Source organism: Sphingobium xenophagum (genome assembly GCF_002288285.1).
Taxonomy (GTDB): Bacteria; Pseudomonadota; Alphaproteobacteria; order Sphingomonadales; family Sphingomonadaceae; genus Sphingobium; species Sphingobium xenophagum.
Genome location: NZ_CP022745.1, coordinates 2,285,905 through 2,309,305 on the forward strand (window position 1 = coordinate 2,285,905; position 23,401 = coordinate 2,309,305).

The window sequence follows — 23,401 nt, forward strand, 5'->3', positions numbered from 1 at the left end:
CATTCAACACCACCTCCGCGACGATCAGGATGGCAAGGCGCGAACGACGCTCCGGCAATCTTCCTGAGGTGATATTGTGGCGCGCGTTGCGCCAGCGCCCCGGCGGCTTCAAGTTCCGCCGCCAACACCCGATCGGCCCATACAGTCTGGATTTCGCCTGCCTGTCCGCACGGCTTGCCATCGAAATCGACGGCGAAGTTCATAATCGCGGCGATCAACCGGAAAGCGACTCCGTCCGCGATGCTCATATGCGCGGGCGCGGGTTCGACACAATTCGCATTCCCGCGAGAGAAGTGCTGCAATCGGTCGACATGGTCGTCATCGCCATTGTCTCCGCCTGCCGTGAGCGCCAACCCCTCCACCAGCCTTCGGCTGGTCCCCCTCCCCGTTTCGGGGAGGTAGAAGGACGCCTGCCATGATCCAATCCCTCCTCATCGCCAATCGCGGCGAAATCGCCTGCCGTATCATCCGCACCGCGCGTGCGATGGGCATCCGCACGGTCGCCGTTTACTCCGACGCCGACGCGACGGCGCTCCACGTCCGCTCCGCCGACGAAGCCGTCCATATCGGCCCGGCCCCGGTGCGCGAATCCTATCTGCTGGGTGACCGGATCATCGCCGCCGCCCTGCAGACCGGGGCGCAGGCGATCCACCCCGGCTACGGCTTCCTGTCCGAAAACGCCGAATTTGCGCAGGCTGTCATCGACGCGGGGCTGATCTGGGTCGGCCCCAACCCGTCCTCCATCACCGCCATGGGCCTCAAGGACGCGGCCAAGCAATTGATGCAGGACGCCGGCGTCCCCACCACGCCCGGCTATCTGGGCGCGGACCAGTCGCCCGCTCATCTGGCCGCGCAGGCCGACGCCATCGGCTACCCCGTCCTCATAAAGGCAGTCGCGGGCGGCGGTGGCAAGGGGATGCGCAAGGTCGACAGTCCCGCCGATTTCGCCGACGCACTCGCCTCCTGCCAGCGCGAAGCGGCGTCCAGCTTTGGCAACGACCACGTCCTGCTCGAAAAATGGGTCACCAACCCGCGCCATATCGAGGTGCAGGTGTTTGGCGACACGCACGGCAATGTCGTCCACCTGTTCGAACGCGACTGCTCGCTCCAGCGCCGCCACCAGAAGGTGATCGAGGAAGCACCCGCACCGGGCATGGACGCCGCCACCCGCGAAGCCATCTGCCAAGCCGCGGTCCGCGCCGCCAAGGCGGTCGACTATGTCGGCGCAGGCACGATCGAATTCATCGCCGACGGATCGGAAGGGCTGCGCGCCGACCGCATCTGGTTCATGGAAATGAACACCCGGCTTCAGGTCGAACATCCCGTGACCGAGGAAATCACCGGCGTCGATCTGGTCGAATGGCAACTCCGCGTAGCATCGGGCGAACCGCTGCCGAAGCGGCAGGAGGAACTGAGCATCAACGGCCACGCCATGGAAGCGCGGCTTTATGCTGAAAATCCGGCGACCGGATTTTTGCCCAGCACAGGGCGGCTGGAACATTTTTCCATCCCCCGTAGCCTTGATCCATACAGTTATATCGCGCCTTCTACTGGCAGTCTGGAAACGCTCAATTATTGCGGCTATCCGCGCATCGAAACGGGCGTCGAACAAGGCAGCGACATCTCTCCCTTTTATGACCCGATGATCGCCAAGCTGATATGGTGGGCCGATAGTCGCCGTGATGCGGCGCGCGGATTGTCTAACCTCGTCCGCCGCGTAGAGGCATGGCCTGTGCGAACCAATGCCACGTTTCTGCACGCCTTGCTGGTCGATCCCAACTTCACGTCAGGGGCGGTTCACACCGGGCTGATCGAGCAACTAGGTGAGGATGTGGTGTATGATCTGGAGCCGCCAGAGGGTCTGCTGGAGCTTGTCGCTGACGCTCTGGTTGATAGGTCTCTGCCAACGGAATTGAGGGGATTTCGTCTCAATGGGGTGCCTCAGTTGGCTGTTCGCCTCAAGGACCGGCAGAATGTCTTCAATGCGACAACCGGAGTCGGACGGGATGTAGTGCAGAGATTGCAGGACGCGGATTGGTTCTCGCTCACGCCGTCGGATGGCGCGATCTTGGCGGCAACTCAAGGGCAGACTTGGAAATTTGAGGTGGCCCGCACCGATGGCGCGGCCGCAGGCGCAGCCTCCGACGGCGCGATCCTCTCGCCGATGCCGGGCCGCATCATTTCCGTGTCGGTCGCGGCGGGTGACGCAGTGGTCAAGGGGCAGAAACTGCTGACGCTGGAAGCCATGAAGATGGAACACAGCCTCATCGCCCCCTTCGACGGCACCGTGGCCGAACTCAACGCCAGCGAAGGCGGGCAGGTGAGCGAAGGCGTGCTGCTGGCAAAGATCGAGAAGGCGGAAGGGTAAGGCGCGCATCACGCCCTCCCGCCGTTCGTTTCGAGCGAAGTCGAGAAACCCATGCGCGCCGTTTCTCGACTTCGCTCGAAACGAACGGGCCGTATGTCCTATTGGGCAGAGAGACGGGCAGCCCGCTGTCCTACCGGACTTCCATCTGCTATAACCAACTGTAATCGCTAAACTTTCGATTAAATCCCATCGTTCATATGGGCGAAGATCGAAAAGTTAGACCCAAAAAGGGGGCAAAAATGGCCGGACGCTATTTCGACCAGTGGACCATCGGCGACAGAATCGCTCATGACATCCGCCGCACCGTGACGGAGACGGACAATCTCCTCTTCACGACGATGACCCATAATCCCCAGCCGCTCCACCTCGACGCGGAAGCCGCCAAAGCCTCGGAATTTGGCCAGATTCTCGTCAACGGCACCTTCACCTTCGCGCTGATGATCGGCCTGTCGGTGGGCGACACGACGCTCGGTACGCTGGTCGCGAACCTGGGCTATGACAAGCTCGTCATGCCAAAGCCGGTATTCATCGGCGACACCATGCGCTGCGAATCCGAAGTCACGGACCTGAAGGAAAGCCGGTCCCGCCCGGACGCGGGAATCGTCACTTTCACCCATCGCCTGATCAATCAGCGCGACGAAATCACCTGCCAATGCCTGCGCATGGCGCTGCTCAAGAAGGCGACGGCCTGAGCGATGATCGGGCGGGTCATGGCCAATATTTTGCGCAAAAGACCGTTGCCAGCCCGATTTCCCTCGCCTATAGCCGCGCACATCGGGGCCTTAGCTCAGCTGGGAGAGCGCGTCGTTCGCAATGACGAGGTCAGCGGTTCGATCCCGCTAGGCTCCACCAATATTCCCGAAAAGCCGGATTTCGCGCAGCAGCGAAGTCCGGCTTTTCCCGTTTGTCCCCGGCTCCATTCTGGCGGCAATGGCCCTTCTCCGGTCGGCCCTGCCGCACTAGATCGGCAGCAATAGGGGGATCAGTCCATGTCCAACGCATCTTTCGCCATCACCGCCCATGACGTCGCCGATGCCGCCCGCATCATCGCGCCCGCCGCCATCATCACGCCCTTGCTTGAAAATGCGGCACTCAACGCATTGGCTGGCCGCCGGGTTTTCCTGAAGTTCGAGGGCGCACAGCATACCGGATCGTTCAAATTTCGCGGGGCCTATAACCGGCTGGCCCGGCTAAATGCGGTAGAACGTGCCGCTGGCGTCGTTGCCTGGTCATCGGGCAATCATGCGCAGGGCGTGGCCGCCGCCGCCCGGTTGCTGGGCATCCCCGCGACCATCGTGATGCCCGTGGACGCGCCCGCGATCAAGCTGGCCAACACCCGCGCGCTGGGCGCAGACGTCGTGACCTATGACCGCCATCGCGAGAGCCGCGAAGCGATAGCGACCCAATTGGCGAATGATCGGGGCGCGACGATCGTGCCCTCCTTCGATGATCCTCATATCATCGCAGGGCAGGGGACAGCCGGACTGGAAATATTGGCGCAGGCGGATGCGGCGGGCGCGTCGGTCGGCCAGATATTGGTGTGTTGCGGCGGTGGTGGGCTGACCGCCGGGATCGCGACCGCCGTGAAGGCGCAGTCGCCCGCCACCGCCATCTACAGCGTCGAGCCGAGCGATTTTGACGATACCGCCCGGTCGCTGATCAGTGGCGTGCGCGAACAGGTCGGGCCCGGTGCGCGTTCCATATGCGACGCCTTGCTCTCGCCCAGCCCCGGTGCATTGACCCTGCCGATCATGCGGGCGCTGGTGACCGCTGGGCTGACCGTCAGCGACGATCAGGTGCGCGATGCGATGCGCTTTGCCTTTTCGACGCTCAAGCTGGTGGTCGAACCGGGTGGCGCGGTGGCGCTGGCGGCGATGCTCGCAGGCCTCGCACCGCCATGCGACGGTGCGAGCGTTGTCGTCATGTCGGGCAGCAATGTCGATCCAGCCATGTTTGCGGAGATCATCGCCGGATGATCGAAGGACTGTCAGTGCGGTGCAGCCTCGCCACGCGCGGGCGGACGCTTCACCTTCCTGATCTGCCGGACGCCCAGCCATACCGTGACCAATGTGGCCGGCAACAGCGCGATGTTGATCCAGCCGGGCAGATGCGCGCCCTGGCGTTCCAGCGCTGCTTCAAGATGATGCCACAGGCCCAGCGCATAATAGCTGATCGCGACGACCGACAGTCCCTCGACCGTATGCTGCAAGCGCAGTTGCAGGCCAGTGCGCCGGTCCATCGACGCCAGCAAATCGCGATTGCGCCGCGCCAGCGCGGTGTCGACGCGCGTACGAAGCATGGCGCTGGTCCAGGCGGTGCGTTGCGACAGGTCCTCCAGCCGCCGGGTGAAGGCGTCGCAGGTACGCATCGCCGGGAGCAGCCGCCGTTCGGTAAAATCGTCGAGCGATCGGAACCCCCGCACCGTCGCCATGTCGAGCCGCCGGATGCGGTCGAAGCAGAGTTCGGCATAGGCGTGCGTCGCGCTCATGCGATAACGGGTGTGGGCGACGATCTGCGCCAGTTCGGCGCTGAGCGCGGACAGTTGCGCCAGCACGCTGTCGGCGTCCGCGTCCTTTTCCGCGACGCGCGCCGTGATATTGGTCAGCCGCTGCTCCAGCGCGGTGACGACCGGCGTCGCCCGCTGCGCTTCGGGCAGGCCCAGCAGCGCCATCTTGCGATAATTGCCCAGTTCCTGAAGCCGCTGAATCAACTGCGAAGGCTCCGCACCGGCCAGCCCATTGTCGCGGATCAACAGGCGACCAAAGCCATTGGCGTGCAGGCGAAAGTCGCTCCAGATGCGGGCGCGGCCCTGCGCCACGTCGGAAATGATAAGGTCATCGGTCGCAAAATGGCTGGCGATCATGGCGTCGGACGGGGGCGTCCTGACCAGCGCGATCTGGGTCGATCGGATGATCCGCCCCGGCAGGCCAGCGATCCACTGTGCCGTCGCGGCAAAGGGCGTCAGGTCGAAAGGGTCGCCATCGCCGTCCGCGATGAAGCTGTACGTCATGAATTCGGTGTGACGTTCGCAGGAAAATTCCAGCATGCCAAGGCGGCAGGTCAGGAAGCGGTCGCCAGTATCGGCGGTGACGCCATGGGCCGCGAGCAGCGCGGCCAGCGCCCCGCTGCTCTCGCGCGCTTCGTCCTCATCCACCAGCAGGACGAATTGCAGCAGGCGGGCCGGGGCGGACAGCCGGGGCATGGTACGCACATGCATTTCCTGCGACAGGGGCGCGCGCAGGGGATGATCGCGCAGTTGAAGCGCCGTGAAAGGATCGTCCCGGTGCTGCGCGTCGTCGGTCATGTTTTTGCTCCCCCTGATCGGCTTCTAGTCTGACAAAAGGCGCCCGCGCAATTGGATCATGCCAAAGGATGAGAGGCGATGGCCAGCGCCGTCAGACGCGCCGGGCAATGGCGCCCGCGGCCCAGCCCATGCCGACTGCCAGCGCGATGGCGGTCAGTCCGTAGAGGAAGGACCATTTTTCCGCCGCAACGGCCATGAACTGTTCAAAGCCGGATTTGCGCACCGTAATGTCGCGGACGGCGGCGGCGACCACGCGCCCGTCCTGCACCAGAAAAGTCTCCGCAGTATAATCGCCCACGATCACACGCGCCGATAGCGGCAGGCGCGCCCGGTACAGCACGCCGTCACTGATTTCGACCGTGCCCGGCCGTTCGACGAACAGGCCGGATCGTTCGCGCAGATCGACCAGCCCTTCCTGGAACCGGCTGATTTCCGCGCTGTCGTTGAGCGAAGATGGCGACAATTGCAGCTTGTCGACGCCCAGTTCATATATCGCGGCGGTGCGCTCGTCGACGATGCGGTCGATCGGGCGGGACGATGCCATCGCGTAGAAACTGGGCGCTGACCGGAAGCTGGCGCGATCGGCATTGACCCAGATGCCGGCCACCTTCTGTTTTTCGCGCATGGTGATCGACTGTTCCGGCCCCTTGAGCACCACGACGATATCGGCAGGCTTTTCCGGACGGTTGCCATCGGGATAGACGATCGCGCCGAACAGCAGCAGGTCAGCGCCGGTGAAACTATACTGGATATCGATGTCGCGCTGCGACACGTCTGGCACCAGTTGCGGCGCAGTGGCCGCGCCGAGCAACAGGACCGGCGCCAGCCGCCAAAGGTCACGCCGCCGCATCAGTTCAACTCTATCGTGAAGATTTCATCGGGCCGCCAGCCCAGCCCCAGCGCCATGCGCGCAGCGACCAGCAACACGATCAGCGCCAGCAACACGCGCAGATATTCGGGCCGGATCGTCATCGACAGCCGCGTGCCGACCTGCGCGCCCGTGACGCTGCCGATCAGCAGCAGCATCGCCAGCACCAGATCGACGGCCTTGGTCGTCATTGCGTGCATCATCGTCGTCGCCATGGTGACGAACAGGATCTGGAACAGCGATGTGCCCACCACGGACTGGGTAGTCATGCCCAGCAGATAGAGCATGGCTGGGACAAGGATGAAACCGCCGCCCACGCCCAGCAGCATCGTCAGGATGCCGGTTGCCATCCCCAGCAGCAACGGGGCGAGCGGCGAGATATAGAGGCCGGAACGATAGAAGCGCCAGCGCATCGGCAGCGCCGCGACGAGCGGGTGGTGCCGCCGCTTGCGCGCCTGCGGACGCCTGCCGGTCTTGAGCGCGATCAGCGCCTGAATCGATTCCTTGGCCATCAACAGGCCGATGCCGCCCAGCATCAGCACATAGAGGATGCCGATGACCGTATCGATCTGCCCCAGATATTGCAGCAGGCGAAAGATCAGCACGCCAAGCCCGGCGCCGACCACGCCGCCGGCGATCAGGACGCCGCCCATGCGAAAATCGACAGTGCCGCGCGATATATGGGTGAAAACACCCGATACGCTGGCACCGGTCACCTGCGACGCGGCGGATGCGGCGGCGACGGTGGGGGGGATGCCGTAAAAGATGAGCAGGGGCGTCGTCAGAAAACCGCCGCCGACGCCGAACATGCCCGACAGCAGACCCACGATCCCGCCCAGGCCAACAATGACCAGCGCGTTCACCGAAAGATTGGCGATGGGCAGGTAAAGATCCATGGCCCGACCGGGGTAGTGGCAAAATGTGTCGAGTGAAAGCGCGCGATGCGCCCAGCGTCAAAAATCCGCAGCCAGGGTGATCGCAAGGCCGGACGAGGGCGCGGCGCGACCGGCAATGCGTTCCCGCCATTCGACCGCAATGCGGGCGGGGATGTTGGGCAATGGCAATCGAATCTGCATTTCCGGGCCAATGTCGACACGCTCGACGCCCGGCTGCGCTCCGCCGGACAGGGCCGCACCGATTCGCAGCCTTGTCGTGTCGATCGGGGCTAGCAGTGAGAGTTTGCCGTCGATGAAAGCGTCGCGCTGGTTCAGCCCGACCATGCCTGCCTGCGCATAGGCTTCCGCCTCCAGCCCGCCTCCGACCCGCGTGGGGCCAAAGCCGCCCACGGCCATGATCGCCATCGCGTTGCGCGCTCGCTTGTCCAGCGCGATCCGGCGTTCGACAGCCAGGCTGACAGGGACGGTGCGCGCCGGCTGGATCGCAAAGCCGATTGCTGCTTCCGGGGCAGCCGGGCGCTGGAGCGCACTGGTCGCGCGGGCATAGGCGACGGTGCGGATCGGGGCCGAAGGGGTCAGGTCATAATCGACGCGCAGGCCAGCCTGCGACGCGCCCAGCCGACCAAGGGCGGCATCAGTCGGTGACGTGCCATTGTCCCGCCACAGCATCCATGCGCTGCCATGCCAGCGATCCGGCCGTGTCGACGCCGAGCGCAACAGCGGCGCGGGGGAGGGAGTGCCGTAATTAGCATCCGAATCGCTCGCATAGTGGCGGTTGGCAAAGGCCATGGAAAAGGCGATGAAATTCAGCAGGTCGACCGGCATGGCGTCTTGGACGCGGGCGTAGGTCGGGGCTGGACCCTTGGCCAGGACCGGGTGGAGACGGGCATTTGCCATGACCGCGACGGCCGGCGGGGGCACAAGGGACGCCATCTGGACTGTCCAGGTCTTGTGCGGTGAAGGCATGGTCAATTCGGGGGCATTATTCCCCGACCTTATGGGTTGCGACGCTGGCAGGCGCGTGGTTGCCGATGCCGCGAATTTCTGGTGGGCTATCAATGGCAGTGGTGGTTCCGGCTGGCTCCACAGCCGGATCGCGATCCAGCCGACCATCAATAGCCCAAAGAAACGGAGTGGACGGCCACTGGCGGTTGCGATCATGGATCGGACTGCATGTCGGGAAAGCGATGCTGGGTCTTGTCCCAGGCAAGCGGACGGCCCAGCAAGGACCGCACATATTGGAAGATGGCGCGCCGCGCCGCGAGTATGGCGATGAGATTGGCGATGAAGGTGCGCGGCACTGCACCAAAGCCGTGACGCCAGCCATAAGCCTGCCCCACGAACAGCACGCGCATCAGGCCGCGCCAACTCATCAGCCCGACATTGATCCACAGGAGCGCCACGATCATGGGGGACAGCGGCCGCGGCGGGATTGGCAGGACGAGGCTGATGAGCCAGAGCATCCCCCATAGAGCGATCGTCAGATAGGCGGCGAACAGGACAAAGGCGGACAGGGCTGCGCGCCGATCGCGCAGGCGCATCCACCATTCGAACGGTCCGCCGCGCCAACCCATCCGGTCCCATCCCGCCAGAGAAATGCCCACGATCCAGCGGGCTTTCTGTCTGACGGCGCTGTCGATCGTGTCCGGGAAATATTCGCGGGTCGCAACCAGTTCGCCGTCTGCGTCGCGCATCCGGACGAATATGCCGCGCCCGCCATTGTCGCGAATCCGCAAGCCGGCTTCATAATCCTCCGTCAGCGATGACGGATCGAACGGACCATGGCCTGGATCGCGGGCGAGCGCTGCAAGCGTGTCCCGCTCGAACGCGCAGGCGACCCCGGCGGATGGCACGGACGCGCCCAGCGCTTCGCGTATGGTCAGATATTTCCCATGGCTTTCCGCACATCGGCTGTTAGCGGAATTACACAAATCGTCGCGAATTAACCGATTGCGGATTGCCGAGTTTGAAATGGCTGAGAAGCCCAACGAAATTCGATATGGCCCTCAATTCTTCGTCAGCCAATCAGGTCGAGGGTCGTGATCGGAACAATTGCTTGATCTTCGGTGTCGCGTACATCTTGCATATAAGCAGCGCCATTCGCGCACACGCCAATCACAGTGTTTTCGTGGGACACAGCTGGCCCCCCGCTCATACCAGCCACAATTCCTGCATTTGTTAGTAGCCGCCGAATGCCGCCCTTTGATGGCCGAATAGCAACTACCAGTCCGGGAGAAATACTACACGTCTGACCCGGTCGAAAATTCGGAAAACCACAGACTGCCACATGGCTCATGACCCGAAATTCTTTGTCTTGCGACAACTTCAGGATATATTCGGGTGCGACCGAAGATCGAAACATTGCAATATCGAGTATTTTATTTGATCGTACGTCATCGATCTCGTATCGCTCACTCGGTTTGTTGGGTTGAAAGATTACTAGATCAGAAAACGGTTCACCATCAGGACCGTGCAGAACATGGTGGCAAGTTACAAACCTTCCTCCATCGATTGCAAAAGCAGTTCCTTGTGAGCATCCTTCCTCACTTTCAACGACCCAACAAGAATTTGCGATTGTTTCAACATCCCAAGTTGGCGGCTGCGGCACTGCATATTTCACACGCTGCCTATTATGATCTTGGGCAACACTCCATGGTTTATCAGCTAGCCAAGCAACTACGTCGGAACTCCAACTATCTACGTCAATCTGATCATCAACAATTTCGAGCAATAACAACAATCGCCGAAGGCCAAAATAGGGAGCAATGAGCGCGTTTCCTTTCAGGTCATGATATCGACGATGAGAACCGGCAGCATTTATCAAGAAATTAACTTCATCTTCAGGCATTGTACCTGTCACATTCACAAAAGATGCGCCGAGCTCTGCCCAAGTTAGCAAGATAAGATTTCCGCGCCTGGCATACTTAATCGACCAAGGAGCGTTTCCAGGAAGATCGCTGGAAAACGGTGCAAACGAACCAGCCACGGCCTGATTGATTATGGATTTCGTGTGGCTGCCGTAGGCGAAAATTTCTGTGGGCACATTGGAAGTTGTCATGACGGCAGTCTATCAGTTCACCGCGAAGGTCGCTACATAAAGCAGCTAATCCCGATGCCGAAATATCTGCCTTCAGCTATCACTTATTGGAAGTAGTAGCACCGTCCACGTCGAATTTGCGAAGTGGTACCAGACGTTCGATTGACACATCACGACTGTTTGTAATGATGAGTTCTCGTGCATCTACCGGTGATCCATTGCCAACGCTATATTGCAGGTCGACCGCCGCCATCGCAAAACCGGAGAATGTCTCACGAATTTCCGGCACATCGTTGATGCTCAAAAGGAACTGCCCCTCGATCCTGCGTAGCTGATCAGCCATGCGGGAGAATTCCGAGCGATCAAACATGCCAGCACCATAGTCGCCCTCGCTACCGTGATACGGCGGATCGAGGTAGAAAAGCATTTCGGGCCGGTCATATCGACGAATGAAATCCGACCAGGGTAGCCGTTCGATCGTAACGCCCGCGAGCCGCTCGTGCAGTTGTTCCAGCATTGGCTGCAGCTTCGTCACATCAAACCCGCCGGAGTTAGCCGCGTCGACGCCGAAGCTGCGCCCTGAGACCTTCCCGCCGAATGCGAGACGCTGGAGATAAAGGAACCGGGCGGCCCGCTCCAAATCGGTCTGTGTACATGGATCAACTCGTATCAGCCGCTCGAAATTACTACGCGTCGTAAGCTGGTACCGAAGCATATCGAGAAACGCGACATAATGGCGCTGGAGGATGCGAAAGAATGTCGCCACATCTTCTGACCAGTCGTTTACATATTCAGCGCGTGGTCGCCGCCCGCGCCGAAGAAAGACGCCGCCCATGCCCATAAAAACTTCGCCATAGCTTTGGTGCGGAATCATATCGATGGCGCGGGTGAGACGCCGCGCCAGTCTGCGCTTGCCTCCGATATAAGCAGCCGGCGGAGACACCGGCTCTATAAAATCGTCAAATAGCGGACTCGACTCAAACATATCTGTTCCATATCTGTTCACTCACCCGGCGTCGGGTGGCGGGATGGATTCGGCAGGCATGCCGATGATATGGCGGGTCGAGTCCGCCGGTTTGAAGCGCTGGAACGCTTCAGACCCCCGCCCATTATATGGTTGGGAATTTCTGTTTTTTTGCAATGGAAGGGCGACCGATATGTCGATCGAAGCGATTATGATGTCTCGTTTCCGCCAGTTCGCAGATAGCTGGAATGACGATGACGTTATCGATGATAGCGGCCTGACCGGTGCGGACCTCAAGCTGATCGCCGACACGATCGAACAAGTGGAGTTTGTGCCCCGTATCAACCTTGACTGATCAAAGCAGCGAAGGGTCGTCGCTCCCCTTTTTCTAAAACCATCACACCCCGAAGCTATCCGGCGGTTGGTCCGATCAATCCTGAAAGCCGATTGACAGCCCGTCTCGCCGAAATTTCCGTTTCAACTAGCTGTGCGATGGCGTTCCGCAAATCGATTTCGGCCGGCATTGTCGTGCCGTCGCACGCAATAATTTCGTCGATATAGAGCAGCACCGATGCGCACTGCGGTTCACCATCCTCTATCAAATTGCCCAATGCATCCCACAATTCTTCAGTGGTGGGAAACAATCCCCTTGCGATTCTCTGGCATCCCTTGATTTTCAATTCCACATCGCGCGCGCGGGGCTTCCGAAAATATTGATCAATGTAGCGGTCGACGACCGCTGTCTCCGCGGCATGCAACGTGCCGTCATAGCGAGCCAAGAACATCAAAATTTGAACGGCCGACTTCACTTTGCGGAAGGCAAATCTGACAGTATTCTGACTGCGCTGATCATCGCCCAATTCATCCAGTCTGTTTGACGATTCGAGCCAAAGACGGGCGTCTTCGAACACCTCTCCCGTCCCCATGACAATCAGTGATTGAACGCGATCTAGGCGAAACTCACGCAACGCTTGCCGTTCAAGGCAGAAGCCTTGCAGATAGATCAGCGCATTCTCTGTGAAGCAGCGTCCGCAACGAACACGCCTATGTGTCGGCGCACTGTTAGCGTCCAAGTAATCAATTTCGATCATCTGCCCTTCCAGATAATAGGGCAGGAAGTTGCGCTGATCCGGCACGGGATAATCATGCTCTGAAACAGGTAGGCTGGCGGGCATCGATGGAATTGGGGGCGCAACCGACAAAGCCGCGAGTTTTTTGTCCCAGCGCCGACGATCCTCGTCCGTAATGACGATTTGAAAACTCATTGTCTGGCCCCTTCGAGATCAAGCCGCCACGCAATCTCGATGCTGCAATTGATTTCTCGCGTCAAACTCGATCGTGGTTGGTCAAAGCAGCGAAGGGCCTTCTGTCCCCTTCTTCCGAAACCACGGCGCATCCGTGTGATCAACCGATATCCGCTCCGCCGGATAGGGCCGATCGAACTGATATAGGTCCTCCAGCGGCGCGGTGAGCCAGGTGTTCCAATCCTGCGGATCGAGGATGACCGGCGACCGATCGTGAATGTCGGCGAGCTCCGGCGCATTGTCGGTCATCACGCCGGTATAGACCGCGCCCCATTCGTCGCTCTGCGTCCAAAGCCCTGCCCAGGCAAAGATCGGCTGATCCTTCACGCTGAGCCATGTTTCTGTCATGCGGCCCGGCTCGCCCACAGCCTCCGCGAATCGCGCAGTCGGGATCAGGCAGCGCTGGCGCGGTTCCGCCGACCAGCGCTTCCAGAATGATCCCAGCTTGTCGAAGCGCGCATTATTGACCGGCTTGGGCTTGAGCGGCTGACCGCTCTTGCCGCGCAGCGAGACCGGGAAGCCCCATGTCATCTGCTCCAATACCAGGCCGTCGCCATCCATGCGCACGACGCTGCCCGGCGATTTGGGATGGACCTCCAATGGCCCTTCATTGAACCGCGCGCCGATCCTTGCGCCGAACAGTTGCAGCACCTTCTGCGTGTCGCCGCGCTCAGCCCGATTGCACATGGTCGGGAAGGTGGTTTGCGACAGGCCGCCTGTCAACGCGCTTGACCCGAATCGCGCCGATGTTCTCATTACGTTCTTATGGAACAGGTCGATCAAACACGCCTTGCCCTTTGGCGGAACAACCACTGCATCGCTTTTACGACAGAGTTTGAAAGCCGTGGCACCCTTTGGTGTTGCTGGATCACTGCGGTGCAAAAAGGCACCCTGTTAGGCCAAGGCACTTCAATCCAGGTATATGGTAAGCAAGCCGCGTTCGACAAAGCACTGGCCGATCTTGCCGCCGCGCTGCGTCGAAAGGGTCATGAAATGAGAGAGCAGGAATGAAAGGCCGCGGGCGTATTGCGGTTATCCATAGACCTCGACCAGCCGCGCCATCTGCCCCTTGGCGCGCTTTGAAGTGGCCAGCCGGTTATCGCGCAGCAGCTGCGCCACGTCCGCATCCGCGCCCTTGGCCAGCGCGATCGGGTTGCCGGTGACCGATATGTCATTATTGACGATCGTGATTCGCTCAGCGCTGCGATCGGTCCATGGAGCCTGCCAGCGCGGCGCGGTTTTCTCGCCATAGTGGATGCCATCGACGCAATTGCGGATATCATTGGCCCTGATTTCGATTGCCTGTGAGCCGCCCTTGCAGGTGATAGCACAGGTCGCGCCCGAAAACTTGGACCGCCGGATGCTCCCGCGCCGGATACCCAGAAAGTCGACAATCTGATCACGCCCGCCGCGCCCCGAACACAGGTTCATGTGCGCCTCGCTGCCTCCGTTGAACTTGAAGCAGTCATCCAGCGGGTCGATCGCATGACAGTCGACCAGATAGATCTGCTCGATCACCTTGGCCGGATCGTAATCGTCGCCATTTTGCCCGAAGTGAAAGCCATTCAGGCCGCCAACCGTCTTGATCCCGCGCAGCAGCATCCACTTGCAGCCACCGCCGCCGATCGCCGCGGCCCGGTTGTCGGTCCCGAAAACACGCGTGTTCTTGCCTCCCTTTATGGTAATCGGCTTGCCTTTCGCCCCGGACAGCGCGCGCGGTAGGGTGATATTGCCGATGATATCCCCGTCGGGCAGCACGAACGTGTCACCCGGCCTTAGCGCCGCCAGCCGGCGGGACAGGGATGCGGCGATGGTCACAGCGGAATCCACGGGACCGGCTGCTGGAGCATGGTCGAATAATAGGCCGATCCATCCGCATGTCCCAACGGCGCGGGATGGATCAAATCGGCGTTGAACTGGGCCGGATTTGCAATTCTCCCTGGCTCTCCGGGGATCGAAAAGACGCTGTTCACATCATAGTAGCCAGCAATATTGGCGACGCCGCCTGCCTTGACGAGGCCAACAAAGTCGGAGATGCGCTGCTGTGTCGTAGTCAGCGCCCCGACATTCGCGCCGCGAGGAAGGGGCAACGCGATCAGAACCCGGCAGGGAATTATGCCGCCATTCGGTCCCGCTTGATATGCGGCGATATAGTCGGCCGCTTCGGCCTCGGAAATGACCCTCATCTGCTCGACGGTCTTGTTGCCACCGCTCGTGTCGAAGTCGTTGGTAAAAGGTTGCAGGATGAGGGTGTTAAAAAACGGGTATTTCTGCCGCCGCGCTGCATTGTTGGCGCGATAGACTGACAGTTGCGCAGACGGCCTGCCCATCATGATGAGTGGCGTTTCGATGCCCGTAGCCAGCGCCGCCGCTCGAAAACCACGCCGCAACATACCGCCGCCCTCAGCAGTGCGGCCTTCAGCACCGATCAGTCCGCCATCGCCAAGGGCGGCATCGGTATTGTTATAGTAAATGCTGTCGGCGAGCGCGCCGAATGTGTAGGTAGGATGCTCACCATAGGCGAGCCATATTCCTCCCTCCAATGTACCGGCCGATAGGCCCGATGGGTTGGCAGTCCCAAGCGCGCTGGCCCCGGACCCGTCGTCTGCCCTGCGCCCGACGCCAGGGGGCAAGGTGCCTGCTGCATAGGGAATGGTCTGCACGGATTGCTGGCCAGATGTCAGCACCCGCTCTTTTTGCAGGTCCAACACCGCGCCAGCCGACAATGAAAGGCCGGTGATCTCCGTTACCAGCGTCGCGCCGGAACCATTGGGGATGACTACCGGCGTGGGTGACATGCCCAGCAAAGTCGAACCGTGTAGTGCGGCCGCACGGGTTGGGACGTCATTGCCGACGCCGATTTCCAGCCCGCCCGATCCGCCGACATAATAGGCCTGCCCGTAGCAGCGAAGCGCCGTGACATTGTTGGCAGCCAGCTTGGCTCGCTGCGTCGTCAACGCACGGACGGTGATGCTATTCGTGACCTGCGGGCCAATACCCGTATCATTATATTGGCCGATGATCTGCCAGGACTTGGCCGGCGTGGAGGCGCCGCCTGCGATGACCGCCCCACCGGGCAACACGGCGACTCCAGCGGCAAGGGCAAGCGCAGCCACGGCTGACGGCACGACAACACGACGAACGAGTTGGGCCACTCCCGACCAGATCACGATCTCGGTCGGGTTCGCAGGGTCGATCGGCGCGCCAGCGCCGAGGGCACCGGCTTCCGCAGGGTCCGCAGCGGTCGCCACTCCGGCACGGACGCATGCGGACGCGATGGCATCGTCGATTTCGAGGCGCGCCGGGTTGGAGCCGGGCTGACGCATATCCCAAAGCAGGATCTTCTTCATTCGCCATTATCCTTTAGCAGTGGCGACAGGCAGACACGGTCCATGACACGCTCGGCGAGCGCCAGGGCGGCCTTCGCGTTGGGGCAGTTGGCGTAGGGGCGGACCGTGGTGCAGCCGCCCAGCAACAGCAGCAGGGGGAGGAGGCGGGTCACCAGTCCACCCCCCGCCGAACCGCACGAATGACGATGGGCGCGGCGCCCGCGATGATCGCCAGCGGAAAGCTGACGAAGCCCGCGATGAAGAAACCGATGCTGGCCATCACTTCTGTGCCAGCTTGCGCGTGATGATCTGCCCCCAGACCAGCGGCACGACGACCAGCGCGACAGCGCCCAGCATCTCGACCGTGTCGGCGCCTAGCCAGCCCTTGCCGATGGCATAGCCGCCCACGATCAGCACGACCTGGCGCACCCCGGCCGCGATTTGTGTAGTGGTGACGTCGTTCATTTCATCCTCCGCGCAAAGGCCGCAGCCAGTTTTTCGTCATATTTATTTTCGCGATAGGCGGTGCCGTTGTAGCCCCGCGCAAAGGCCGCCCAGTCGCCGCGCCGCAGCGCGCCGGTCAGCCCGCGTCCCTCGATAAATCGGATGAAGGCGTCCAGCTGGTCGCCCTCCGTCTGCGCCTGCCGCCAGGCGAACGACCATGGATCAGGCGCGCCGCACACGGCGTAATTTTCGCCCAATATCTGGAACGCACCGTAGCTGGCCGACATGAACCCCGCGTCGACGTCCAGCGCGACGGCGCTCAGCAGCTGCTCCCACCGGCCGCCCTGCGATCGGGAATAGAGCTTGCGGTTCCATGTCCGCGACGACAGGGCAGGGTGGCTTCTGTCGAAACGATGGTCCGTCGATTTGCTGAACCGGTGTGGCTCGAACAGGATCGTCGGTCGACCACCGATAAAGGCATCGCCCGACGATTCGACGTCATAGACGGCCCATACCTTGGCCTCTTCCACCCGCAGGATCGATGCGGCCACAGCGATGTCCCGCGTATCCACCGGATAGTCGGGACCATCTGTCAGGCAGGCGAGAATCGCGGCCTTGCTTTGCGGGCCGATACGGCCATCGATCTGGCCATGATAAAAACCAAGCGATGACAGCCGCCGTTGAAGATCAACGTGGTTCATATATTCCTCCGGAATTTGGATGATGCTATTCGCCGCCGATCGGGCGCTTGCCCGCGACAATGTCGGAAAGGGTGCGTTCCGCGCTCAATTCCGTCTGCATCTCTTCGCGAATGGCCGACTTGCGGCGCACCGCCTCATCGATCATCAGGTCGCTCACCCCGCGCACGAAGCGATCGGTATAGAGCTTGACGATACGGTCCGCGCCCACCGTCGCCCCGGCCGTGATCAGCGCGGCGCCCTCGCCACGCACACCTGCCTGACTGACCAGCCAATAGGCTATCAGCGCCACCATCGGCAGGATGAGAATGTCCGCCAGCACCAAAGCAGGCTTGATCCGCACCCCGCGCTTGATCAGCAGCGCGTATTTGGCGGCAAAGCCGAAGGTCAGCCCGACCCAAATCCACCCATATTTGACGACAAGCGCCTCACCCCATGGCGACATCGCCGTTGCTCCCTGCTGTGGACTCATATCGATCCTCCTCACCTGCGGTTGCTATGTTCCGCGATCAGGGCGTTACGCGCAGTCTGAGCGCGGTTCAGGTGCATGGCTGACCAGCATCGAAAAGCATGCCCAGGATGACTGCTGTCAGGACGCAGCCGTTTTGCGCCTCTCAAAACTCAAGCGCGCGGGTGACGAGCGACATGTTCATGATGCCGCCAGGTGTTGCCGATGCCTTTGCCACCATCACTTCGTAATTGATGGTTGTGTCGGTGACAGAAGCGACGCGCCAAAAGTCTAAGCCGTAGTCACTCACGGTGCTGCCGGACGGGAAGGAGAAAGTCACATCGTCGGGCTCTGGCGTGACAGCCAATTGATGCGTGATGGAGCCGATTACGAGACCCACAGATCCGACGGGGATCTGCACAAGACGCTTCGACCGGCTTGTAATGCCGACGACCTTGCCCAACGTCGTGCCGGTCCCCAAGTTAGTAAAATTCTTGACCAGCGCGCCGAAGCACTCGCCATTGACGCGCGTGTTAGTACAGCCCTCACTGATCCACAGATTATAATCATTACTGACAAGTGCGCTGTCGATCGTCGCATTATCGACGCTTTCGAGGTACAGGCCATAGACATTATTGCGCGCGACCACCCGGATACGGGGTTGATCCGCCTCTGCCCCGACCTCTGAAAAGCTGTCCTGCCAGAAATAGGCACCTATATAGTTGTTGAGCAGGATTGGTTCAGAAAGGAAGCAATCCGGGTTTGCCACGTCATTGCCATGGTTCCACCCGGTGAACTCGCCCCCCGATACCCGCGCCCAGCGCGTCTTTGCACGCACGCCGGCATTGCCGCTGATGGTCGTTGTCTTGCTTCGTCCGCCAAAGCCTTTGCAATCCCTGATAACCGTTCCCTGCTTGGGCGTCGGATCAGGATCGAGGCCGCTGTCCTGCACCCGGAAACCGTCGCGCGCATAGGTGATCGGATCGTCCGGCAGGATCTCGCAGACGCAGTTGAATACCAGCCACCCACAGCGCATGTCGAATGCAGCCGATGTTGTCTCTGGCTCCGCAAGGCCCCATTCTCTGCCGCGACAGCCTTCAAGCACGTTGCCAGTATTCCTGCTGCCGTCACCTTTTCCGTCAACCAGATCGGAGCCGGTACGCAAAAGGGTGAGATCGCGCAGGATGATATTGTGGAAGTCATCGCGCTGGACGCCGATGCCGTACCACTGGCATTCCTTGATAGTCGCCCGTTCGCCCAGGAAGTCCGTGCAGCCGGTCGAAATATCCACGCCGGAATTGCAGAAAAGCGCATCCTGATCAGCCGCCGTCTGATTGTCGCGATTGCCGTCAATCGTCAGGTCGCTGAAACCGCAACCTTTGACTGCGATCGACGCGCCGACGCGCTGACCGAATTTGAGAACGTGGGCGTCCTGGCCATCGGCCAGCTGAAGGATCGTTACATTCTCGCCTGCACCTTTCAGGCGGATATTGTCATGCTTCACCCACAGCCCGGCCTGGTTATCCCAGTTGCCGCCGATGCGGGTTGTATCGCTGTTGGTGTTGCCGACCCGGAACAAGCCAGCTGTAAAATGCAGCGTGCCGCCGCCGAGCGAATGGAGATAGGCGAAGGCGCTGGTCGTCAGCTTGAGCGTATCTTCGCGCGTTCCGACGCCCACAAATCCGAAATGCCCCGCATAGACATCGCCCGCTGGCAGCCAGCCGGGCAGATCGGGGATCGCTGTCGCGCCGCTCTGGCGGATATAGCTCAAGTCCGCAGCGCTTACAGACTGGCCGTCGCTTGTGATCAACGAAATTACGGGCAACGCTTCGAGGAGCGCGTCGCGGCTCGGGAAGCCAAATCTTGCGAAAACACTGTCATCCCGCGCAACCTCTGCGGCGTCCCTGGCTGTGTAAGCTTCATCGCGCGCAATCTCCGCTAGCGATGCGGCTTCGGCGGCCCCTGCGGCTCCAGCGGTGAGATAGCGCTCATCCATCGCCGCGACGGTCGGCTCATCGATCAGGCCCGCGTCATACAGCCGCCGCTCTGCACCAAAGCCGGGCCGCCCGCGCTCGACGACCAGCTTGCGCTGGGCCGCCACGGTGACGCTCAGCATGGGCAAATCCATATATTGCGGAACCAGGTCGCCGGGAATCTCTGATCCCGGCTGCACCGCTACCCGCTCGGTCAGCCGACTTGCCGTCGCACCGCCGGTCAATTCCATGAAATCATAGGACAGGGACCGGGTGACGCCCGCCGCGTAGATCTGGCTTGCCTGTTCCGCCGTCCCGAGCGCCACGGCATTGACTGCCTGCCCATCCAGTTCGGCATTGATTGTCAGCAATGGCGCCGTCTGGTCGGTATAGCGGATCGCCAGCGCGAACAGGCGACCCGTCAGGTCCTGAAGGTCGCCGTTTTCATCGACATATCCGACCTGCAATGCAAAGGGTTCGCCGGCACGCACAATCAGCGCACCGGCGGGGGAAAGGCCCGCCAGGGTCATCAGCTTCACCTCAGTTGAAGAAAATCAGTTCCAGGTCACCGCTTCATAGGCGGCTTGCTTCGCGCTGGCCGTGGATGCCGCGCGGATCGCACGCTTGGCCTTGGTAGCAATCGCCTCGACCTTGGCGATTTTGGTGCGCGATGATGCCATGCCCGCCTCGAAACGGCTTATGACCGTCGCTAGGCTCTCGCCCGTTGCGGTGACTTCAGCCATCGCGAAGGGGTATCGGGCAGCGCGCTGCGGTACGGTCAGAGTGGCGAGCATCGAGCCGATCACATTACGATAGTCGTACACCTCCTGCGCCTTCTGCGCATAGGCATAGGATTGCCCCACCCCCTGCGTCATGACAGCGGCGCGTTGGGCCTCCCGTTCCCTGTCTACAGCCGCGATCAGCCGTTCTTCTGCACTCGCCAGGTCGCGCGCGTTGTAATAGTTGGCGGGTAGCGGCTCTATGGCGCTGTCCGGATAACCGTCTGGATAGACGAGCGATCCATCTGCTTTCAGGCGATGCGTGGGCCTTTCGCTCATACGGTCCAGCCCACCGACATTGCTGTTTCGCCCGAAATGGCGGCAAGCGTTCCTGCGCCACTATAGCGGCGTGTGAGCAACTGATACTCCCAGGTTGCGGCGGAGGTTGGGCCGGAGACGGATGCCGAAAAGCTCAGAACCGATGGTTCGCCCGCAGTGGCGCCGTAAGGATCTTGTGTCTCCGGCGCCATATCTGTCCAGGCGCCGCTACCGGGCGTTGCGCGATATTGGAGCTTGCCCGCCAGCATCCCCGATCCGCTCGATGCCTGATAGCCCAGATTCACGTTGGCCGTGATCATCCCGTCTGGCCCGGCGTTCAGCGTCAGCGGCCCGCCATTCGCACTGCCATAGCTGCTACTGTTATTGACGCTCAACGTGTTATCGGTGACGCTGTTGACCGCATCGCCATCCCGCACCTTCGTCATCTGGACGTCGGCAACAGCTATAATAGTGCCGTTATAGCTGATGGAAATCTTTGCCTGCGCCCGGTCGGCAGTGATGGCGTCGACGGTGAGCGTCTGATTATTCGCGCCGCCGAGAGAGGCTATCATGTTGCTGGTGCTCGTCAGAGCATAGGTCGTTAGTGGATCGGCGGTGATGTCGGTTGACCCCTGATAGACCAGATAGTCGACGGAGATCGGGAATTGCCCGGCCTTCGGTGTCCCGGCATAGGTACTGGCAACGGCCCTCACCCAGCTTGCGGGCGCAATCGAAAAACCGTCGGCGCCGCGCACGATTTCCGTGGCGATGTCGTCGCGATCCTCGCCGGTCGTCAGCGCGGGCGTCGGCGGCGCGGTACCGGTGCGGCCCAGCGCGAAATCATGCTTGGCCCCGCGTTCCGACATGAATGTAAAGGTAACGACCATCCGCGCCGGATCGATCTGGCGCTTGAGGATGATCGCGTCGATGCCTCCCAGGCCATGGTCCGGCAGGTCCAGGGTCAGCATGTCGCCCGGCCCGAAATGCCGCATATGCGGCTTGCAGGGTACGACGATCGGCGCGAGTTCGCGGCCGTTCAGCAGCTTGTAGGCTGCGATCTGCGCCGCCTGGTCCTTCTGCTGGATCAGGTCATATTGCTGTTCCTCGATCTTCTCCTCGCCATCTTCCGTGACGTAGCTGGAAATGCTGACAAGGTCAGACTGCACATATTCCCACTTGTTCGCCTCCGACCGATATTTCGGCCGAATGCCGTTCAGCCGGGCGGCCCATGTCTGCTGCGCCGTGACGTCGACATCCTCATCGGCCAGATCGTCGGCGGTCAACGTGTAGAGCGACAGGCGCGGCGCGTTGAACCGCAGCCCCAGCTTGCCCCCGCGCCACATCGGTTCCGCTGCGCCGGCTTCCAGGATGCGCTTCAGATTGGCCCAGCGGTCGCCCGGCTCATAGAGAACGCCGCCGACCTTCCACCCGTTTGCGTCGCAGATATTCGACAGGGTGACGAAATCCTGCACGATGATGCCATCGGGCGGCATTCCGACGCCAAACACCTTCTTGCCGTTGCGGAACCGGCCCAGCACATAGGCCAGCGCGTGCTGTCCGGGGCACTGCGAATATGCCCACGTCGTTTCGTCCGCGATCCGGTGTGCGCCCGATCCACCGGGATAACTGCTGTCCTGGCGGGCGTCATAGGTCATGACACCCTCCCACACCGCGCCCGACGTGGGCCATCCCGACGCGAACCGCTTGCCATCCTTGTCGAACTTGCCGTTCCACAGGATTGCGGCCTTGCTCGACAGCTTGTGCGCCGACGACCAGTTCGGCATCCCGGCAAAATGCGGTGTCAGCGCCGTTTCGCTAGCCAGGCCGTTGCGCACGTCGCGATAGAGGAAGCCGCTATAATAGCCGGTCGCCGCGCCCCCGCTGAAAGGAATGGCGGCATAGTCCATATAGCAGGCCTCCAGGCCCAGCAGCGGACCAGCGACCGAAGAGACCAGCACCATGCCCCGATAGGGGTTCTTCACCTTCTTCAGCGTCGCGCCATAGCCGACATCGTGGCGCAGGACACCGCCGCTATAGGTGCGGCCGATGACATAGGGCGAAGGCGGTTCCGCGGCGATGATGACCTGATTGATGGTGCCGCGCGCCGGCGGCTTCTTGGCGGTCAGCTGCGCACCGATCGAGGCGAGGGTGGACGCCACCGATGCAACGGTTGCGACCGTGGTGAGTGTCGCCGCAGAGACGCCGGCCAGTGTGGCTGTCCCTGCCATGCCAGCGGGCGCAAGTGCCGCGAGTGCGGCACCGCCGGTCGCCGCGACCAGCGCTACAGCGCCCGCTATCACCGCGACGGTGCGCAGGGTCTTAGACACGCCAGGCCCCGATCACATGATCAAGGGATAGGACAAGCTGCGGCTTCACGCCGCTCGAATCATCCTGATGCCAGCCCACCAGCTTGCCGACCGTGTCGCTGATGCAGATCGAATCGAAAAGATCGTCGCCGGGCAACAGCGCCAGGTCGCCGACCCACATCTGCGCGGGGCTGATGCGCGGCAACAGACTGTCGAGCAGATCGGCCACAGTCGCGAACCCTGCCTTTTTCAGGGCCGTGCGCGCGCCAAGTGCTGACCGGAAATCAGGGATGGACGGGGGGCGGTGCCCCATGTTGCGCATCTGTGTCCGCGCCATATGAAGGCATGTCGCGCGCCCGCGCCAGCTGAACGGGCGCGCATATTTGCTCAGCGTCTTGCGGGTCGCCTCTACGCGCCGTGTCATC

General features: G+C 61.5%; 24 protein-coding genes, 1 tRNA gene and 1 pseudogene. 7 read left to right on the top strand and 19 right to left on the bottom strand.

Annotation, left to right across the window (positions count from 1 at the left end; genetic code table 11):
* Positions 1 to 29 precede the first annotated feature (29 nt).
* From CJD35_RS11290 to CJD35_RS11310, 5 genes are all read left to right on the top strand, one after another.
* Entirely contained in the window at positions 30 to 419 is a 390-nt protein-coding gene (locus CJD35_RS11290; RefSeq protein WP_026002292.1) for an endonuclease domain-containing protein, read from the top strand.
* On the top strand, positions 416 to 2,368 hold the full coding sequence (locus tag CJD35_RS11295; RefSeq protein ID WP_017182569.1) for an acetyl/propionyl/methylcrotonyl-CoA carboxylase subunit alpha: 1,953 nt from the start codon (positions 416 to 418) through the stop codon (positions 2,366 to 2,368). The genes CJD35_RS11290 and CJD35_RS11295 overlap by 4 nt, the downstream gene beginning before the upstream one ends.
* A gap of 239 nt (positions 2,369 to 2,607) precedes the next feature.
* Positions 2,608 to 3,060, top strand: coding sequence for a MaoC family dehydratase (locus tag CJD35_RS11300; protein ID WP_017182570.1), 453 nt, complete (start codon positions 2,608 to 2,610; stop codon positions 3,058 to 3,060).
* Between the two features lie 84 nt (positions 3,061 to 3,144).
* Positions 3,145 to 3,220, top strand: a tRNA-Ala gene (locus CJD35_RS11305).
* 137 nt (positions 3,221 to 3,357) lie between these two features.
* Positions 3,358 to 4,344 carry a threonine ammonia-lyase gene (locus CJD35_RS11310; protein WP_017182571.1) on the top strand — a complete coding sequence of 329 codons (987 nt, stop codon included), beginning with the start codon at positions 3,358 to 3,360 and terminating at the stop codon, positions 4,342 to 4,344.
* Between the two features lie 11 nt (positions 4,345 to 4,355).
* Here CJD35_RS11310 and CJD35_RS11315 read toward each other — a convergent pair whose 3' ends face one another.
* From CJD35_RS11315 to CJD35_RS11345, 7 genes and pseudogenes are all read right to left on the bottom strand, one after another.
* Positions 4,356 to 5,672: a DUF3422 domain-containing protein gene (locus CJD35_RS11315; RefSeq protein ID WP_017182572.1), complete on the bottom strand. Its 1,317-nt coding sequence runs from the start codon at positions 5,670 to 5,672 to the stop codon at positions 4,356 to 4,358.
* A 91-nt stretch (positions 5,673 to 5,763) separates the two neighbouring features.
* On the bottom strand, positions 5,764 to 6,522 hold the full coding sequence (locus CJD35_RS11320; protein WP_017182573.1) for a TIGR02186 family protein: 759 nt from the start codon (positions 6,520 to 6,522) through the stop codon (positions 5,764 to 5,766).
* On the bottom strand, positions 6,522 to 7,436 hold the full coding sequence (locus CJD35_RS11325; RefSeq protein ID WP_017182574.1) for a sulfite exporter TauE/SafE family protein: 915 nt from the start codon (positions 7,434 to 7,436) through the stop codon (positions 6,522 to 6,524). The genes CJD35_RS11320 and CJD35_RS11325 overlap by 1 nt, the downstream gene beginning before the upstream one ends.
* A gap of 57 nt (positions 7,437 to 7,493) precedes the next feature.
* Positions 7,494 to 8,597, bottom strand: a complete 1,104-nt coding sequence (locus CJD35_RS11330; protein ID WP_095687033.1) for a hypothetical protein — start codon at positions 8,595 to 8,597, stop codon at positions 7,494 to 7,496.
* Positions 8,594 to 9,355 (bottom strand): annotated as a pseudogene (locus tag CJD35_RS11335) (glycosyltransferase family 2 protein); the annotation flags it as partial. The pseudogene CJD35_RS11335 and the gene CJD35_RS11330, both read right to left, overlap by 4 nt.
* 98 nt (positions 9,356 to 9,453) lie before the next feature.
* Positions 9,454 to 10,494: a S1 family peptidase gene (locus CJD35_RS11340; protein ID WP_095687034.1), complete on the bottom strand. Its 1,041-nt coding sequence runs from the start codon at positions 10,492 to 10,494 to the stop codon at positions 9,454 to 9,456.
* A gap of 79 nt (positions 10,495 to 10,573) precedes the next feature.
* Positions 10,574 to 11,458, bottom strand: a complete 885-nt coding sequence (locus CJD35_RS11345) for a DNA adenine methylase (RefSeq protein WP_095687035.1) — start codon at positions 11,456 to 11,458, stop codon at positions 10,574 to 10,576.
* A gap of 58 nt (positions 11,459 to 11,516) precedes the next feature.
* Here CJD35_RS11345 and CJD35_RS22730 point away from each other — a divergent pair, with 58 nt between their 5' ends.
* Entirely contained in the window at positions 11,517 to 11,792 is a 276-nt protein-coding gene (locus CJD35_RS22730) for a hypothetical protein (RefSeq protein ID WP_167383150.1), read from the top strand.
* A gap of 55 nt (positions 11,793 to 11,847) precedes the next feature.
* Here the strand turns inward: CJD35_RS22730 and CJD35_RS11355 are convergent, their stop codons facing one another.
* Both CJD35_RS11355 and CJD35_RS11360 read right to left on the bottom strand, forming a co-directional pair.
* Positions 11,848 to 12,702 (bottom strand): WYL domain-containing protein, encoded by an 855-nt coding sequence (locus CJD35_RS11355; RefSeq protein ID WP_095687037.1) that lies wholly within the window; start codon positions 12,700 to 12,702, stop codon positions 11,848 to 11,850.
* Between the two features lie 81 nt (positions 12,703 to 12,783).
* Entirely contained in the window at positions 12,784 to 13,428 is a 645-nt protein-coding gene (locus CJD35_RS11360; RefSeq protein WP_095687204.1) for an SOS response-associated peptidase, read from the bottom strand.
* Between the two features lie 78 nt (positions 13,429 to 13,506).
* Between CJD35_RS11360 and CJD35_RS22405 the strand changes: the two genes are divergently transcribed.
* Positions 13,507 to 13,752 (top strand): hypothetical protein, encoded by a 246-nt coding sequence (locus tag CJD35_RS22405; RefSeq protein WP_157742302.1) that lies wholly within the window; start codon positions 13,507 to 13,509, stop codon positions 13,750 to 13,752.
* A 21-nt stretch (positions 13,753 to 13,773) separates the two neighbouring features.
* Here the strand turns inward: CJD35_RS22405 and CJD35_RS11365 are convergent, their stop codons facing one another.
* The 10 genes from CJD35_RS11365 to CJD35_RS11405 all read right to left on the bottom strand — a co-directional run bounded on the left by CJD35_RS11365 (position 13,774) and on the right by CJD35_RS11405 (position 23,400).
* Complete coding sequence (locus CJD35_RS11365) at positions 13,774 to 14,559, bottom strand: hypothetical protein (RefSeq protein ID WP_095687205.1); 786 nt, start codon at positions 14,557 to 14,559, stop codon at positions 13,774 to 13,776.
* Positions 14,556 to 16,091, bottom strand: coding sequence for a hypothetical protein (locus tag CJD35_RS11370; RefSeq protein ID WP_095687038.1), 1,536 nt, complete (start codon positions 16,089 to 16,091; stop codon positions 14,556 to 14,558). Before CJD35_RS11370 ends, CJD35_RS11365 begins: the two co-directional genes overlap by 4 nt.
* Positions 16,088 to 16,243: a hypothetical protein gene (locus CJD35_RS22410; RefSeq protein ID WP_157742303.1), complete on the bottom strand. Its 156-nt coding sequence runs from the start codon at positions 16,241 to 16,243 to the stop codon at positions 16,088 to 16,090. Before CJD35_RS22410 ends, CJD35_RS11370 begins: the two co-directional genes overlap by 4 nt.
* Positions 16,244 to 16,349: 106 nt before the next feature.
* Entirely contained in the window at positions 16,350 to 16,535 is a 186-nt protein-coding gene (locus CJD35_RS11375; protein WP_095687039.1) for a Pam3-gp28 family putative phage holin, read from the bottom strand.
* Positions 16,532 to 17,215: an N-acetylmuramidase domain-containing protein gene (locus tag CJD35_RS11380; RefSeq protein WP_095687206.1), complete on the bottom strand. Its 684-nt coding sequence runs from the start codon at positions 17,213 to 17,215 to the stop codon at positions 16,532 to 16,534. The genes CJD35_RS11375 and CJD35_RS11380 overlap by 4 nt, the downstream gene beginning before the upstream one ends.
* 25 nt (positions 17,216 to 17,240) lie before the next feature.
* Entirely contained in the window at positions 17,241 to 17,684 is a 444-nt protein-coding gene (locus CJD35_RS11385; RefSeq protein WP_244917184.1) for a hypothetical protein, read from the bottom strand.
* Positions 17,685 to 17,826: 142 nt separating this feature from the next.
* Positions 17,827 to 20,172 (bottom strand): hypothetical protein, encoded by a 2,346-nt coding sequence (locus CJD35_RS11390; protein WP_095687041.1) that lies wholly within the window; start codon positions 20,170 to 20,172, stop codon positions 17,827 to 17,829.
* 15 nt (positions 20,173 to 20,187) lie between these two features.
* Complete coding sequence (locus CJD35_RS11395) at positions 20,188 to 20,691, bottom strand: hypothetical protein (protein WP_095687042.1); 504 nt, start codon at positions 20,689 to 20,691, stop codon at positions 20,188 to 20,190.
* Positions 20,688 to 22,997, bottom strand: a complete 2,310-nt coding sequence (locus tag CJD35_RS11400; RefSeq protein ID WP_095687043.1) for a phage tail protein — start codon at positions 22,995 to 22,997, stop codon at positions 20,688 to 20,690. Before CJD35_RS11400 ends, CJD35_RS11395 begins: the two co-directional genes overlap by 4 nt.
* Positions 22,990 to 23,400 (bottom strand): DUF6950 family protein, encoded by a 411-nt coding sequence (locus CJD35_RS11405; RefSeq protein ID WP_095687044.1) that lies wholly within the window; start codon positions 23,398 to 23,400, stop codon positions 22,990 to 22,992. The genes CJD35_RS11400 and CJD35_RS11405 overlap by 8 nt, the downstream gene beginning before the upstream one ends.
* Position 23,401: the final 1 nt, after the last annotated feature.